Source organism: Parasphaerochaeta coccoides DSM 17374 (assembly GCF_000208385.1).
Lineage (GTDB): Bacteria > Spirochaetota > Spirochaetia > Sphaerochaetales > Sphaerochaetaceae > Parasphaerochaeta > Parasphaerochaeta coccoides.
In genome coordinates, this window is record NC_015436.1 from 817589 (window position 1) to 832261 (window position 14673).

At 50.0% G+C, this 14673-nt stretch carries 15 protein-coding genes; 4 read left to right on the top strand and 11 right to left on the bottom strand.

The features are described from left to right. Window position 1: 1 nt before the first annotated feature. From dnaB to SPICO_RS10365, 7 genes are all read right to left on the bottom strand, one after another. Window positions 2-1372 carry a replicative DNA helicase gene (gene dnaB / locus SPICO_RS03565; protein WP_013739319.1) on the bottom strand — a complete coding sequence of 457 codons (1371 nt, stop codon included), beginning with the start codon at window positions 1370-1372 and terminating at the stop codon, window positions 2-4. A gap of 3 nt (window positions 1373-1375) precedes the next feature. After that, complete coding sequence (gene rplI / locus SPICO_RS03570) at window positions 1376-2044, bottom strand: 50S ribosomal protein L9 (protein WP_013739320.1); 669 nt, start codon at window positions 2042-2044, stop codon at window positions 1376-1378. Further along, window positions 2028-3029 carry a YybS family protein gene (locus tag SPICO_RS03575; protein WP_215904631.1) on the bottom strand — a complete coding sequence of 334 codons (1002 nt, stop codon included), beginning with the start codon at window positions 3027-3029 and terminating at the stop codon, window positions 2028-2030. Before SPICO_RS03575 ends, rplI begins: the two co-directional genes overlap by 17 nt. 17 nt (window positions 3030-3046) lie before the next feature. After that, entirely contained in the window at window positions 3047-3334 is a 288-nt protein-coding gene (gene rpsR / locus SPICO_RS03580; protein ID WP_013739322.1) for a 30S ribosomal protein S18, read from the bottom strand. A 44-nt stretch (window positions 3335-3378) separates the two neighbouring features. Then, the gene (gene ssb / locus SPICO_RS03585) at window positions 3379-3864 is read right to left on the bottom strand and encodes a single-stranded DNA-binding protein (protein WP_013739323.1); all 486 of its coding nucleotides are present in this window, start codon (window positions 3862-3864) and stop codon (window positions 3379-3381) included. Window positions 3865-3876: 12 nt separating this feature from the next. After that, complete coding sequence (rpsF, locus tag SPICO_RS03590) at window positions 3877-4179, bottom strand: 30S ribosomal protein S6 (RefSeq protein ID WP_013739324.1); 303 nt, start codon at window positions 4177-4179, stop codon at window positions 3877-3879. A gap of 65 nt (window positions 4180-4244) precedes the next feature. Continuing rightward, complete coding sequence (locus SPICO_RS10365; protein WP_169310023.1) at window positions 4245-4517, bottom strand: hypothetical protein; 273 nt, start codon at window positions 4515-4517, stop codon at window positions 4245-4247. Between the two features lie 120 nt (window positions 4518-4637). Between SPICO_RS10365 and SPICO_RS03595 the strand changes: the two genes are divergently transcribed. Next, window positions 4638-6011, top strand: coding sequence for a Mur ligase family protein (locus tag SPICO_RS03595; RefSeq protein WP_148228996.1), 1374 nt, complete (start codon window positions 4638-4640; stop codon window positions 6009-6011). Here SPICO_RS03595 and SPICO_RS03600 read toward each other — a convergent pair. Both SPICO_RS03600 and metG read right to left on the bottom strand, forming a co-directional pair. Then, window positions 5988-6773, bottom strand: coding sequence for a lipid II:glycine glycyltransferase FemX (locus tag SPICO_RS03600; RefSeq protein ID WP_052295820.1), 786 nt, complete (start codon window positions 6771-6773; stop codon window positions 5988-5990). The two genes, SPICO_RS03595 and SPICO_RS03600, sit on opposite strands and share 24 nt — an antisense overlap. A gap of 252 nt (window positions 6774-7025) precedes the next feature. Then, a complete protein-coding gene (gene metG, locus SPICO_RS03605) occupies window positions 7026-9245 on the bottom strand; it encodes a methionine--tRNA ligase (RefSeq protein WP_041395548.1) in 2220 nt (739 codons plus the stop codon). Window positions 9246-9456: 211 nt separating this feature from the next. On the opposite strand from metG, the gene hflK reads away from it, so the two are divergent. The 3 genes from hflK to SPICO_RS03620 all read left to right on the top strand — a co-directional run bounded on the left by hflK (window position 9457) and on the right by SPICO_RS03620 (window position 11913). Further along, entirely contained in the window at window positions 9457-10452 is a 996-nt protein-coding gene (hflK, locus tag SPICO_RS03610) for an FtsH protease activity modulator HflK (protein ID WP_013739328.1), read from the top strand. After that, complete coding sequence (gene hflC, locus SPICO_RS03615; RefSeq protein WP_013739329.1) at window positions 10452-11435, top strand: protease modulator HflC; 984 nt, start codon at window positions 10452-10454, stop codon at window positions 11433-11435. The genes hflK and hflC overlap by 1 nt, the downstream gene beginning before the upstream one ends. Before the next feature lie 136 nt (window positions 11436-11571). Further along, window positions 11572-11913: a YbaY family lipoprotein gene (locus tag SPICO_RS03620; protein ID WP_013739330.1), complete on the top strand. Its 342-nt coding sequence runs from the start codon at window positions 11572-11574 to the stop codon at window positions 11911-11913. Window positions 11914-11933: 20 nt separating this feature from the next. Here SPICO_RS03620 and SPICO_RS03625 read toward each other — a convergent pair whose 3' ends face one another. Further along, window positions 11934-13637, bottom strand: a complete 1704-nt coding sequence (locus SPICO_RS03625) for a hypothetical protein (protein WP_013739331.1) — start codon at window positions 13635-13637, stop codon at window positions 11934-11936. Next, window positions 13634-14464 (bottom strand): ABC transporter ATP-binding protein, encoded by an 831-nt coding sequence (locus tag SPICO_RS03630; protein ID WP_013739332.1) that lies wholly within the window; start codon window positions 14462-14464, stop codon window positions 13634-13636. Before SPICO_RS03630 ends, SPICO_RS03625 begins: the two co-directional genes overlap by 4 nt. Between the last annotated feature and the right edge of the window lie 209 nt (window positions 14465-14673).

The window sequence follows — 14673 nt, forward strand, 5'->3', positions numbered from 1 at the left end:
TTCACATGCGTGTTTCCAGATTAACAAAGGAAACATACCGCCCGTGGAAGCCTAGCTCGAAATCCCCTATCTCACCATTCCTCTGCTTTGCAAGGATGATCTTGATGTTCTGTATTTCAGGGGGAGGAAGATTCATGGGAGCCCCTTCTTCTTTCGCGCCAGTTTTTTTGTCCAGAGATGGCCTGTGAAGAAGCAGGACGACGTCCGCATCTTGTTCGATGGAGCCGCTTTCCCGAAGACTTGCCAACGTGGGTTCTTTCTCAGCACTGTCACGCCCGACCTGGGAAAGACAGACTATGGGGATCTCCAGCTCACGCGCAAGTGACTTCATGGCGCGTGATACCCCAGCAATCTGTTCATGACGTGGGATACGTGAATCCATGTCAGGATTAATAAGACCAATATAGTCTACGAAGATAATCTGTGCGCCTTCCTTACGTTTCATTCTCCGCGCTTGGGCACGCAGGTCGAACAGCTTCATGTTGGGCGTATCCTGAATGCAGATTTTCTTTTCATACAATTTATCGGCAGCTTCGGAAATTGCCGCCAGATCATTCTTCTTGAGCAGCTTTGCAGAACGGAAACGCTTGAAATCAATTTTACTTTCAGCGGAAAGCAAGCGTTCCGTAATGGCAATCGCACTCATTTCAAGAGAGAAAAAACCAACACGGATGTTGTTGTGAACTGCCATGTAGCGTACCATGGACAAAGCCAGAGCTGTTTTTCCGACAGACGGTCGAGCGCCGATTACTATGAAGTCAGATGGCTGGAAACCGCCGGTCATTGCATCAAGCCGATGGAATCCACTCATGATGCCTTCATCATCATTGGAATCCATCCTTTTTTGGATACGACCAAAGGTGTCTGCAATAAGACGGCTCATCACCTGATATTCGGCACCAGCGGCTCCTTCTGAATTCAAGGCATTGATACGGGTTTCTCCCTCATCAAGGAGCTTCTGTATGTCCTGTGCTTCGTCAAAAGCGTCGGTACGGAGACGGGATGACACATCAAGAAGACGCCTGCGCAGTGCCATGTCACGGACAATGCGGGCATAATACGTTATGTTTGTCGTGGTAGGGACATCAGATGTAATGGATGAGAGGTAGGCATAGCCACCCACATTGGACAGCTTGTTCTTCCTTGACAAATACTCGCCGATTGTGATGATGTCAACACGCAACGATCCGTTTTCCTGATGGAACTCCTGAATCGCGGCGAAAAGTTCTTGATGACCAGTCCTGTAGAAATCATCCGCATGGAGAAAATCTATTTCAGCAAGGAGCTGGTCATTGAGAAGTACAGCCCCAAGAACCGCTTTTTCAGCATCTTCATTATGGGGCAGTACATTCATAGATACTGGAGACGCCATGGATTACTCCTCGTCAACAGTTGTTTCCTCTGCTTCACTGCCAGTAGCTTCATCAGCAGCGGCATCAACAGCTTCTTCCGTCTCGACAACTTCTTTATCAGCTTCCGCCGCCTTGACAGCAGCTTCATCAGCAGCAATTTTGGCTGCTTTCTTTGCTTCCGCCGCAGCTACTCTCGCCTTATCTTCCTCTGCCTGACGCGCAGCGGCTTCACGCTTCTTCACTTCGATGTCGCTCTCGACAACGAGGGAGAATTGCGCGTTTTCAGATTCATAAAGATGCGCCGCAATCGAATAGGTGCCGACAGTCTTGATGGCGTGCGTAGGAACCTCAAGTTTCTTTCTCTCGATTTCTATGCCTTCCTTGGCCAAAAGGTCCTGTACCATGGAAGATGTAACGGAACCAAAGAGCTTCCCGCTCTCACCTGCCGCAACAACCACCGTCAGTGTCAGGGAGTCGATACGCTCCTTCAATGTCCGCGCGGCGTATCTTTTCTGTACCTTGCGCTTTTCAATCGCGGCAGCACGATCAGCAAACAATGCTTCATTGGCACGATTGAAAAGAACGGCCGCCCCGGTCGGAATCAGGTAGTTACGGGCATATCCGTCCTTGACGACACGGACATCTCCTTCTTCGCCCAAATTCGGAACGTCCTGATTAAGAATGATTTTCATTTTCGAACTCCTTGTTCGTCTTTCTAAATTCTATCCACGTTTCCAGGATTCCCACCAACGGTAATCCCAGCATGACCACGGCATTCACCAACGGGAACAGGCAGAGCAACCCACAACGGATGAACAATCCCTGCACTCCCGTTCCGGGAATCCGTGCCGACACCTGAAATACCAAGATTGCAAAACCTTGTACCATGTACAACACGCAGGCTGCCATCAAGGTATTCCCGCCAGCCACCAGCACCGCAACCGGCATGGTGACAAACCTGCTTCCCAGAACCACGGCGAATCCCACCAGAAAAATCCATACGAACCACTGGGGGAGCCGCCATCGGGCGACCTGTGCCGTCCATTCCGGATTCTTGCCCCGCGCTATGTTTTCCGCGAGGAATACAATGAAACCGACCCACAGCATCACCATCGGCACAAGAAGCGCCATGAATACCAATCCCGCCGCCTGAACCATCATTTCCACTGAAAATCCAGCAGGCAGCAAATCCTGTACAGAAGAAGCTCCCGGAGAAAGCGTGGCAGACATGGCATGTAATCCTTGCCGTACCGCCTCCACCATAATCTCCCTTGTGGCTCCGGCTCCATCAGACGTTCCCGTCAGCCAGAGGGAAAAAAACATCAGGGAGAGAACTCCAAAGATACAACTTCCTGAAAACCGCACAAACATGCGCCTTCCGGCTGTCATCACCCAAATGATGGCAGCCACACCTGGTATCATGGAAATCAAGACCTCCATGCCAGCAATTCCGGCGCCGCCATGCACAAAAAACACTTCACGCACTTTGAAGACATCAACCATCAGGGCAACAGCTACGGTCACAATGACCATGATTCTGTTTTCCCGCCGGCAATGTCTTCGGAGTGCCAGGACAAGTACAGGCAAAGGAAACACAAACCGCGGTATTCCCATCAGGCTCATCAGTACACTGGCACCGATGGCAAGCATTGCCTTCCTGTCAAGCACTCGTGTCATATCTGACATGCCGCCGTTTATTTCTTCTCGAACGGCAGGTAGGCCAGTACACGCGCTCTCTTTACCGCCAATGTCAAGGCACGCTGGTTCTTGGCGCATGTACCTGTAATACGGCGGGGCAGAATCTTACCGCGTTCCGTAATGAAACGCCGGAGCAAATCAGGATTCTTGTAGTCAGGGGTCACGTTCATCTGAGTGAACTTGCACACTTTCTTCCTGAAACCACCGGGACGGCGGGGGGAACGTCGATCCCTGCCCCCAGCGGAACGGCCATCATTTTCCATTCTATCGTCATCTTCACGCATATTCACAAACTCCTCGTTAATTAACCTGTTACGGATGACTCCCATCAAAACGGGATGTCATCATCAAACTGTTCAGGCCCCAGGAAATCATCCGCGGGAGCCTGCGACTGAGCCGGACGGCGGGACGGCTGCCCTTGCTCGGAGGGGTTGAATCCTCCCTGCTGGCGGCCACGATCCGAAGAACGCGAGTCAGCATTTCCGGAAGATGATCCCAGCAGCTGAAGGTTCGTAACGAATACCTCGACCTTGCTGCGGCTCTGCCCTTCCTGTTCCCAACGGTTTTGACGCAGTTCTCCGACAATAGAGACCTGTCGGCCTTTGTCAAGGTACTGATGAAGATTCTCCGCTGATTTTCCGAACAGGACACAGTCAAAATAGCTGGCTTCATCTTCCCATGTCTCTCCTGTTTTCTTCCTGCGGTTGACCGCAATGGAAAAACGGCAGACAGCGGATCCGGAATTTGCATACCGGAGTTCACTTTCACGGGTGAGACGACCGACCAGTGCAACGACGTTCAAGTCATTCGCCATGTCAACCTCCCGTCAATCTTTCTTTTTCGGGGCATGTATTTCTTTTTTCACAAAAAGAAACTTGAGAATCTGGGGAGCAAGCAGGAACTGCTTCTCATATCCCTTGATATCGGCAGGATCAGCTTGAAGCTCAAAATAGACATAATGACCTTTGTCCTGCTTCTTGATTAGGTATGCGAGGGTTCTGACCCCCATGTCATCCTGTTTGGTGATGATTACACCTTTTTCTGCGAAAGCCTGGGTAACAAGCTCCAGGCCAGCCGTCGTCTTTTCTTCGTTCGCATCGAAGATGACGGTGAACTCATAATCTCTCATGGTTCCTCCTTGTGGACATAAGATCCGCACACAGCGGATAAAGAGGCAACTTACACTAACATGCATCAAGAAAGCATGTCAAGGCAAGCTGTTTTCCTGTCAGAACTTGGGAGCATAGGCTCCCGACAAATAAAAACCGCCGGTGTTCCGGCGGCTTTCCAAGCGGATTGCCAGGACACGCGAGAAGCTATTTCTTCTTGTGCCGGTTCTTCCGCAGCTTCTTCTTGCGCTTGTGAGTAGCAATCTTGTGCTTCTTTCTCTTTCTTCCGCAGGGCACTGTAGAACTCCTTATCATGACCGACCGGGAAAACCGGCGTGGTACGACGAAATATTACCACGACATTATGCAAGCTTGTATGCAGAACGTCAAGTGGACTACGATTTTCCGCAGGGGAAAAGTTTGACAAAGCATTGTGTCCGTCTCGACTTATGGCTACACTGAACCCATGGGTGGGAAAATGCGTGTACTCATTTTCGGTTTTGGCGTTCATGGCGGCGGTTATGCCGCTGCTGAATACTTTCTCTCTCGCGGGCATGATGTCTGCATCACAGACCTGCGCTCCCGCGAAGAACTAGGCTACGAGCTCGAAACCCTTGCAAGCAAAGGCTCCCGTCTAGTCTTGGGTGAACATCGCCCCGATGATGTCGCATGGGCGGATCTCGTGGTGAAGAACCCCGCCGTCCCCGCCAGTCACCCGCTGCTGCTCAAGGCAAAGAACATCATGAACGATATGGCATGGTTGCTGTCCAACCCGAAAATTGATGAAGTGAAAATCATCGCCATCACCGGGACAAAAGGCAAGACGACTACAGCAAGCGCCATCGCCCATGTTTTGGAAAGCATGGGAAAAGAAACCCAATTGTGCGGCAACATGGGGATCAGTGGTTTTACCGTCGCGGATGACTGGGAAAGACGTCAAGCCAAGGCAGCCCATCTTCCTTCTTACCTTGTATGTGAATTTTCATCTTGGCAAATCCATGACTGGTTTGTGGCAATGGCTCACCATAAGATTCCCCGCTTCACCACGGCTGTCCTTACCAGTTTTTTTCCTGATCACCTGAATCGCTATACAGGACTAGAGAGTTATCGCAAAGATAAGATGCATCTTTTCGGGCCACACTGTGACATCATGCTTGTCCCGGAAACCATCAGGAAGACTTTCATGCGGGAAGTGAGCGTACCCGCCAAGAACGTAAAAAGCATCGAGAAACTGTCTGCGACCGCCCAAGGGACAATCCCGACATCTCTGCACGCAGCTTTCGCCACATGCCGTGCCATGGGTTTCCCTCCCTCCCTTATTCTGGAAGCTCTCAAGAATTTCAAGGGAGTACCACACAGGCAGGAATATGTCTGTACGGTCGCCTCGGTCATGTTCATCAATGACTCCGCGGCAACTATCCCAGAAGCCGTCGTCTTCAGTTGCTCGTCCTTCGCTTCCCTGCCCATACATCTTGTCTGCGGGGGCACGGACAAGAATCTGGAAGCTCATTCCCTGGCAGAACCCTTCCGACAAGCCGCAAGCATCACACTCCTCGACGGTTCCTTCACCCGTGAGAAAATCATTCCACTTCTCAGGGAAATGAATCTAGAGTTTTCAGGACCTTTCCAGACCATGCATGAAGCGGTTACGGTCGCATGGGAAAAAACCGTTGACCGACTTGGCCATACCAGGAACCAAGTCGTCATGCTCTCTCCCGGTGCGGCATCTTTTGAGCTTTTCAAGCATGAATTTGACAGGGGTGACCAGTTTTGCAGGGAAGTCCAGGAACTCAGGAAAAAAGAAATCACATCAGAAAATGAACAGAGTTCAGACCGTCCCTCTACGCACTGAGTAACGCAAGTTTTCCAGCATGACATATGCCCTGCGTCTCAACCGTCCCCGAATAAAGTCAAGAGAGGCCGGTCGATCAATAATCTCACCACCAAAGGATGTCTTAAATAAATCAAGACGGCCAAGATGCCCTCTACCATCATGGGAGGCGGAAATGCCATGGAGATCATACACTTTGCATCCAACCTCACAGGCTTTCTCCATGGCATGAACCTGAAGCAGCCAAGAAGCCCCCATGGAGAAAACATCCCGGCGCGACGAACCATGGAGATACACCGCCTCCTGCCTTCCGAACAGTACGATGATGCCTCCCGCCAAATCCCCGTTTGCGTCATACGCTACGTAAAGATCGGCCTGTCCATCACTTTCTTCGACTTCAAGGACATCCTTGATATACGGCAGCGGTCGGGGGGAGAATCCATCACGCCTTGCCGTCCCCAGGTATAACTCATACCACTGTGAGAGAACGGTTGCGTTTTTCTCCCAATGCCGAATAGTAATGCCATTGTCCACGGCTTTTTTTAGATTTCGCCGGCATCGCTGCCGGAATCCCTGATAAACCGCTGACATTCCTTTATGAAGACTGATCCTGACGGTAGCTACCGGCTGGACACTTTCCTTACAGGAACGCAGGCGTGAAATACGAAAATCTTCCTGTAGTCCCGGCGTTCCCCACGGCAAATCATACCTCAGGACGAACACCCCATGCGGCAAAAGGGAAAGAATAGCCTGAGAAAGAACCTCCATGTCCACGCCGGTCATGCATCCTTCCGGAGCAAATGGCACATAAGCGAGTTTCTGCCCTAAAGGAAAGCACCGGACAAGAACCAATAATCCACATGGGGAATCGTGATGCATATAGGAAAAAAAACATGGCGTCCATCCATGACTATTCTTGAGACGAGCCCAATAAAGACTTTGGAACGGTGAAGTCGTCCCAGATGTCGTTCCAGAGAAAGAAGCGGCATCAAGACGCCTGACACCGGAAATGGCCATGCAGAAGTCCCTTGTGGCTCAACCCACGTCGCCGTTCACATAGACATGGGCTTTCAACGTGACACCGTGGGCAGAAACTGGACGACCATCAATCTTAACAATGCCATCCACAGTGTGCATCGGCATTTCAAAAAAGTGTTCGCCCTTAATCTGTCCCGGCTTCACATCCGGAGCATCACACCCTTCCGGGATAAACTCCGTGCCCGGCGGAAGTTCAGGGACGAACAGAACCTCACAGGTCGAATGAGTCTCATCATGAGCTTCACTGGCTGCCAGAAGCATCCCATAGCTTTTCACGCCGCGGAAATTCGCCGGCTTCAGGTTGGCGACGATGACAATGTTCCTATCTTGGAGTTCTTCTTCTTTATAATAGGGGACAATGCTGGAAACTATGGTACGGGGTTCTTCGGAACCGTCATCCAAAGTGAGGATATACAGTTTGTCTCCGCCTGGGTGTCGCTCCACTCCGGTAATTTTTGCAACCTTAAGGATGACCTTTCGTGCAAATCTTTGCGCCAGCCCTTCGTTTTCTTCCATGTCACCGTTCTCCTTCTCAGGTTCCGCCATCTGGATTTCACGTTCCTCACGTTCCTTCTGACTGCCGCTGTACTTTTCCCGCAATGCTTCAACAGTAGCGTCATCAAGCTTGGAGAACAACAGCTCCACGTCTCCGATTCTTCCGATTCCATCTCTCAATCCGAGATCCTTCCACGTATCCCCTTCCCTGCCAAGCCATCCAAGAATCTTCTCCGACGTACCAGGCATAAAAGGAGCAATCAGGACGGCGATGTCATGAATCACATAGACAAGGGTCGTCAACAGATCTGCCGCCCGTGTCGGATCGGTGGTACGGGTCTTCCATGGCTCTCCGGCCTGGAAAGCCTTGTTCCCGATATCGGACAGAGCAAAGATAGTCCGCAAGGCATCACGTTCCTCCGCCCTTTCCAGAAGTGCCTCTATCACAGCTTCCTTCTCAGCCACCTGGGTCATGAGATTTTCGTCGATGCTGCCAGACGGAAGTTCCCCGTCATAGAAACGCTTGATGAATGAAAGCGTCCTGTTGACCAGATTGGACAGGTTGCCGATGAGTTCCCCATTCACCTTTTCTTGGAAATCCTTCCATGTGAAGGTCACGTCACTTGTCTCTGGGCGATTGTAATACATATAGAAACGCCATATATCGACAGGGATTCCCGTGTCCTGCACATCATTGCCAAATATGCCGATACCTTTGCTCTTGGAGAATTTTCCCCCTTCATAGTTCAGGTATTCGGTGGAACTCATATGATGAAGCATGGTCCATTTCTGACCTGTCGCAAGCTGCGATGAAGGAAATATCACTGTGTGGAAAGGAATGTTGTCCTTTCCGATGAACTGGAAAAGCTCGACATTCTCAGGATTCCGCCACCATGTCTCCCATTGGTCGGTTAGATTCGCGGTGATGGAGATATACCCAATCGGCGCATCGAACCAGACATAGAACACTTTATTCTCGTATCCTTTCCTGGGCACGGGAATACTCCATTTCAAATCACGGGTGATGCCCCTTTCCTTCAAGCCTTCCCGAATCCATGCCTTGGTCATCTGGATGGCGTTGTTTGCCCAGAAACCCTCGACGCTGGCCTTTTGCATCCATTCTTCCAAGAGAGGAAGTATCTGGGGCAAATCCAGGTATAGATGCTTCGTCTTGCGAAGCTCAGGTGTATTTCCACAAACCCCACAGACAGGCTTTATCAAGTCAGTGGGATTGAGCAGGGTCCCGCAGTTCTCGCACTGATCCCCACGGGCATTCTCATACGCACAATGAGGGCAGGTCCCCGTGACGTAACGGTCGGCAAGATACATCTGGTCGTGGGTACAGTAAAGCTGTTCAATCTCATGTTCGTGGATATAGCCGTTGGCATCCACGGCATTGAAGATATCCTGCACTATTTTGGTTTGCAAGGGTGTGGATGTCCTGCCGAAATGATCAAAGGAAATGTTAAACCAGCGGTAGATGTCCCGATGTATGGCATGATACCGGTCGCAAAGCTCCTGTGGAGTGACCCCTTCCTGAAGGGCTTTGGTCTCGGTCGCAGTCCCGTATTCGTCCGTACCACAGACATAGAGTGTCTCATATCCTTTTGAGCGGCAGAAACGAGCGAACACATCGGCTGACAGGACTTGGGTCAAATTGCCGAGGTGAGGGATATTGTTCACATACGGCAACGCAGAGGTAATCAGTCTTCTTTTCTTCATATCCTGCTCATCATAGCCACACAGCATTGATTGTTCAATATTAAACAGCCCTCCATTTCAGGCATCCCAACGGAAACCAAGAAGAAAACATGATTCCCTTCATGAAAAACACATCGGTTCCCGCTCGTATTCCTTGCTCCCTTTCCCGATATTCACTACATTTGAAGTGTCTGCGCGATATGCCAGACATATCCAATGTGAAGGAGACAGGATGGAAAACAAAACACAGCATTTCCGTAATAAATTCACACTCACCCCAAAGGTGGTCGTCGGAATCATCGGAATCATCTTAGCCATTGCCATTCTCACCACCAGCATGTTCGTCGTAGACCAGACGGAACAGGCCGTCGTCCTGAGATTCGGACGTTTCCAACGAACCGTAGGACCGGGCCTGCAATGGAAGCTGCCACTGGGCATAGAGAAGAACTTGAACGTACCGACACAAGTAGTACAGACAATGACATTCGGATATCAGACGTCTTATCCTTCATCGCGTTCCCTGACGGTTTCCTCAAGGGCTGATGAAGAAGCACGCATGCTGACCGGCGACCTGAACATCATTGATGTGGAATGGATCGTCCAGTATCAAATCAGCGACTTGGCCGCATGGCTTTTCAATGTGAATGAAAGGGAAAAGACAATCAGGGATATCAGCCAGTCCGTCATAAACCTACTGGTAGGAGACCTTCCCATACTGTCGGTCATGACGAGCGAACGCACAAACATAGAAATCAGGGCACAGCAGAACATGCAGGCTATCTTCGACAGCTATCATATGGGCTTGAAGATTGTCACAGTGAAGCTACAGAACATTGTTCCACCGGTCGGGGATGTCCAAGATGCGTTTGAAGATGTCAATAAGGCAATCCAGGACATGAACCGCTTCATCAATGAAGGAAAAGAAGGCTACAACAGGCAGATTCCCGGAGCCCAGGGAGAGGCGAATAAACTTATCCAAGAAGCTGAAGGATATGCCGCGGAACGCGTCAACCAAGCAACGGGAGACGTTGCCCGTTTCGTCGCGGTGCATGATGCTTATAAGGAGAACAAGGAAATTACCGGACTCCGGCTTTATATTGAAACCATGGAGGATGTCATGCGCACTGATAAAGCGGCAGGAACCACGACTCTCATCGACAAGAATCTTGAGAATTTCCTGCCCATCAGTACCATCGGCGCATCCGCCGCTTCCCAGGGAGGACTGTAATGAAAAAATTGATCACTACCCTCGTCATCATCGCGGTCCTGTTCATCATTATCTTGGTGCTGGGACCCTTCTATAAGATTGAAGAAGGAGAACAGGCCGTCGTGACGCGGTTCGGCAAAATTGTCGATACCCAGCTGACTGCCGGACTCAAGTTCAAGATGCCCATTATTGATGAAGTCCTGGTATATCCGAAGAAAATCCTTTCATGGGACGGAGACGCCCAGCGCATCCCGACAAAGGAAAACCAGTTTATATGGGTTGATACCACAGCACGCTGGACCATCAAGGATCCCGGCAAGTTCTACGAAAGCGTCAAATATATTCCGAATGGCGTAAGTCGTCTGGACGACGTGCTGGATTCCACCATCAGAACCATCATCAGCGAAAACTATTTGGTTGAGGCAGTACGTAATACGAACGATATCAACAGCATGCGCGTACAGGAGCAGGTGCAGAGCTTGGAAAACGTCGAGGACGCGGAGAGACTGCGCAACCTTACGGTGACCAACACCCAGCAAGAACGGATTTCCATTGGACGTGAAGGACTCTCTCAGCTCATGCTCAAGATGGCCGAACCTTTCATGGACGCATACGGCATTGAGCTGGTTGACATCGTCATCAGGCAGATTCGCTACAGTGACGACCTTACGCAGAGTGTCTACCAAAGGATGATCAAGGAACGCAATCAGATTGCCGAAGCCTACCGTTCCTATGGGCGCGGACAGCTTGCCATGTGGCAGGGCAAGACCGAGAATGACAGGAAGAACATCCTATCAGGCGCTTATGCCAGTTCAGAAGCCATCAAAGGAAAAGCAGATGCCCAAGCATCCAGAATCTATGCTGAGGCATATTCCGTAGATGCTGATTTCTTCAAGCTCTGGCGTTCATTGGAATCGTATAAGAAGACCGTACCGGCTCTGGACAAGATTTTGTCCACTGACATGGCGTATTTCGATATCATGTATGGTCCGACCATACCCTGACCGAAGGATGACGGATTTTTCCTCCCCTATCCGCTGTAACCGGACAGTGGTGGTCGGCTTTGTTATTTTTCTTCTTGGTTTGTTTGCTTCATGCGCTACTACGACAGTGCTATCGCCAGAAACAGCAGAACAAAGAATGGATTATGGCATTGTCACCGGAAGTGTCATCTGGCCAGGTGCCTATCCTTATACTCAGGGAAATGTCATTGTTGATATTTCCCTGAGTTTCATTCCTTCGGACGGACAGCCCAGTCAGGAGATAGCCCACCAACAGATACGTTCTCCCCAGCGTTTCCCTGTCAATTTCACCTTGCGCTATGACAGGACGGATATACGGCCTTCATCAGGGCGTTACAGCATCACAGCTTCAGTTTCCAGGACAACATCCGAAGAACCTTTTCTCTCGTCCTCTGGCAATACATGGGTGATCACCAGCGGAAACCCTTCACGGGACATCCTGCTGGTGCTCACTGGATAACCGAATAACCCGACGAAACCCTACCGTGGCAACAACGCCTTGGTTGCAACCTTTCCTGCCAAGCGGATACCTCCCACAGAACTGAAGATTGCAAAAATGACACTAAACCAGGCTGATATTTCCACCCTGATGCCCCACCAGAGGGCTGGAATGACACTACAAGCCGCCATCACAATAAGGATTCCAAGATTTATTCCCATGGCAATCAGACCATTCATATTCTGCTTGACAGCCTGGGATGGAACCAACCAATCGATATGAGGGTTATGATAATCGACTGCAAGACCGATTGCTCCGCCTGTCAGGTTGATGAAGAAAGACAACAAAATCATCCAGAAGAATATTCCCAAAGGAAAATGGAACAGGAGGCCAACCACGATAAGATAAATAAACGCAGAGCCCTGCACAAGCAACATATGCACAATCAACTTAGCTCTGATCATTTCATGTGAAGACACCGGCCAGCTCAACGAAAGATGAAAATATTTTCCTTCCCGTGAAACGCTCGTGCCGGATACTACGGTCATCAGAGACATCAGGACAAAAAGCGCAACCACTATATACGGAAACCATGTAAACGAAGCAATGGACACAATCATGGCGGAAATATCATTCATCCTGCCCATGAACGTATATATTACAATCAGGATGATGGGAAGAAAAAGTTGTGCTACTATCTCAAACGCAACCTGACTGGAACTGAATATGCCTGCTAATTCCCTGCGTACAAGGGCGCGGAGCATCAGTGTCTGAGAACGGTGCGCATAACGGCGGGCATCTGGTTTATGGCGCACAGAAACCTGGTGACTTCTGTTAGTAACGGAAGGAAGAGTACGTATTGCTCTCATGTAAGTCTTGCCGAGAACCATGACGCCGACAGCAAAAACTGCCACATTCAGCAGGAGCGTCAGGGGCGAAGCCAGCCATCCCGCCATCATCCCTCCTTTGGGGAAGAAAGATGCGCTCATAACGCCCACCATCCATAATCGGGACGGCAAAGACAAAATAAGATCAATCTGCCTCTGCATTGACGTGAACATATCTTCAACGACGTTAGCGCTAGAAAATCCCACGACAAGCAGATTTGTTACGGTCAGACCTACACTGCTCAGTCCCTTTACCACATAAGACACCCATTTCCTGCCGCTTCGCTGAACCAGCCAAGCAATCAAGGCTCCGAGAAGCACAGGGATGACCGGCCCCGCTACCAAAGCAATCAGGAAACCGGTGAAGATATACACGGACAGAAGTCCTGTCAATGCCGCGACAATGACCGCGGGTCCCAGCACCAACGCTTGGATACCGGCGACCATAAGATAGAGTATGAAAAAACGGGAGAAAAACAGCTCTTTGCCCGTAATCGGTAGAGGAAGCAACATGGGTAAATCTCTTGCCTTGTAAAGGATTGAATCCGCGACAAGAACCGATGAAATGAACAGGAACACCGCGCCAACACACAGACCCATGAAAATACCCATGTCAGGACGTCCGGCATATTCAATTCCTAGTATCTGAAAGCCATAGTACAAGACTCCGAGAAGCGCAAGTATTGCAAGTACTCCCAAGAGCATGCATCCTGCCAACAGAACCTTTCCTGCCATCACCAGGATTTTTCCGACAGGTTTCCTTGTCTTTCCTGTACCCAGTGACCGGAACAGACGAGAAAAAGGAGCCCATGCCCGATAGAACACCTTTACCAAAAGCCATACAGTCTTGAATTTCATAAGAGGGCTTCCTTCACGCTTTTTCCCGCATGCTCCAAGGAAGCGGAGTCTTCTCCGGTAAGTTTAAGGAACAGTTCTTCAAGGGTAGCCGTCCCTGTGCTTCCGCTTGTCTCTTTCAATTCATCAAACGTGCCTTCAAAAAGCAGCCTTCCCCGTGAAATAATGCCCACGCGGTCACAGAGACGCTCAGCGACATCAAGAACGTGAGTGGAAAAGAAAACACTTCCTCCCAGATTACAGAACTCACGCATGACATCTTTCAGGAGATATACCGACCGAGGATCGAGTCCGACCATAGGTTCATCCAGTATAAGGACGCGTGGGGCATGGGCAAGGGCACAGATGATTCCCAGCTTCTGCTTCATTCCGTGTGAGTAAGAACTAATCTTCGCGTCCAGTGCTTCGGAAAAAGAAAAAACCTGCGCCATCCTCTCAATGCGCTCATCTCTTTCAGGCCCTGTCTGGAAGATGTCGCAGATGAACCGTGAGTAGGAACGACCAGTCATGTTCTCATAGAAAAGAGGTTCATCGGGAACATAACCGATGATTTTCTTTACGTCTTCAGGAGAATCCGTGATGCGGAACCCACATATTTTCACAATGCCGGAATCAGGCATCAACATACCGGTCATTGTCTTAATTGCCGTCGTCTTCCCAGCTCCGTTCGGACCCAGGAAGCCGAATATTTCACCGGCACGCACAGAAAAACTCACTTCGGAGAGAGCGGGTTCCGCCTGAATCGCGTATCTTTTCGTTACATGGGAAAAACCTATCAATATTTCATCTTCACCACCGGAGGCATCAGTCTCCACTCTGTCGTCATTCATCATTTCCTCCTCGTGCCCGGACATAAGCATTGGACACACAAAAATACCATATACCTGCGGGTTCGCCGGGTCAATCTTTTGCGGCAAAGGAACGTTAAAATGGGTGCGGACGGTGTTGATTCGTACGGGTAGCATCATCTCTATTCATGCAAAAATATTCATACAATTGGTGGTTTTAGATTATGCATGAATAAATATTCATAAAGACT